The 1,073-nt window shown below is 71.1% G+C and carries 1 protein-coding gene; it reads left to right on the top strand.

All coding sequences use genetic code 11. From position 1 onward, the window contains the following. Nucleotides 1–177: 177 nt before the first annotated feature. Nucleotides 178–1,073 (top strand): arabinofuranosidase catalytic domain-containing protein (locus AB0L34_RS34315; RefSeq protein ID WP_363709834.1); only part of this gene is annotated, 896 nt, incomplete at its 3' end.

Here is a 1,073-nt window from a genome sequence, read left to right as displayed (position 1 = left end):
CCCACAGGCCACCACCACCGACATGTCGGGGCCGCCGCCACACCACTGTTAGCGCTTACACCGACGGCCATCCACAACTCGCGAGGCACCGTGCCGGACGGTCGGGTGCTCGCGCGTATCCGAGGAGCCGTCATGGTGATCCCCCGTCCCCGGTCCGTCCGATCCGGACCACCGCGTATGACCATCTCCGCCCTGGTGCTCGTCCTGGCCGTCGCCGGCGCCGCCGTGGCCGCGCAGACCCGAAGCGCCGTGGCCGCCCCCGGGCCCGGCTCCATCGTGGGCGTGCAGTCCGGCCGCTGCGTCGACGTCCCCAACGGCAGCACCACGAACGGCACCCAGGTCCAGCTGTACGACTGCACCGGCGGCACGCCGCAGAGCTGGACGTACACGTCGGCGAAGCAGCTCACGGTGTACGGCAACAAATGCCTGGACGCCAACGGCCAGGGCACCAGCCCGGGCACGACGGTGATCATCTGGGACTGCAACGGCCAGGCCAACCAGCAGTGGAACATCACCTCGGCCGGCACCGTCACCGGTCAGCAGTCCGGGCTGTGCCTGGACGCGACGAACGCGGGCACCGCCAACGGCACCAGGATCATCCTGTGGACCTGCAACGGACAGGCAAACCAGCGGTGGAACGTCTCGACCACACCGTCGTCACCGCCGCCCACCTCGACGCCGCCGCCCGGCGGCCGGCCGTGCGACATCTACGCCGCGGGCGGCACCCCGTGCGTCGCGGCGCACAGCACCACCCGGGCGCTGTTCTCGGCGTACGGCGGCAACCTCTACCAGGTCCGCCGCTCCTCGGACAACGCCACCCGCAACATCGGACTGGTGAGCGCGGGCGGCTACGCCGACGCCGCTGCGCAGGACGCGTTCTGCTCCGGTACGAGCTGCGTGATCACCGCCGTGTTCGACCAGTCGGGACGCGGTAACGACCTGTGGTACCAGGGCTCCGCGCAGGTCCCCGGCTCCACCTCCAGCCGGCCCGCGAACGCGACGAGCGTGTCGCTGACGGTCGGCGGCGCCCGGGCGTATTCCCTCTACATCAACCCTGGGAACAGCTACTGGCG

Source organism: Micromonospora sp. NPDC052213 (assembly GCF_040679695.1).
GTDB lineage: Bacteria > Actinomycetota > Actinomycetes > Mycobacteriales > Micromonosporaceae > Micromonospora.
The sequence above is the reverse complement of the archived record's forward strand: the minus strand, read 5'-3'. Positions and strand labels throughout refer to the sequence as shown.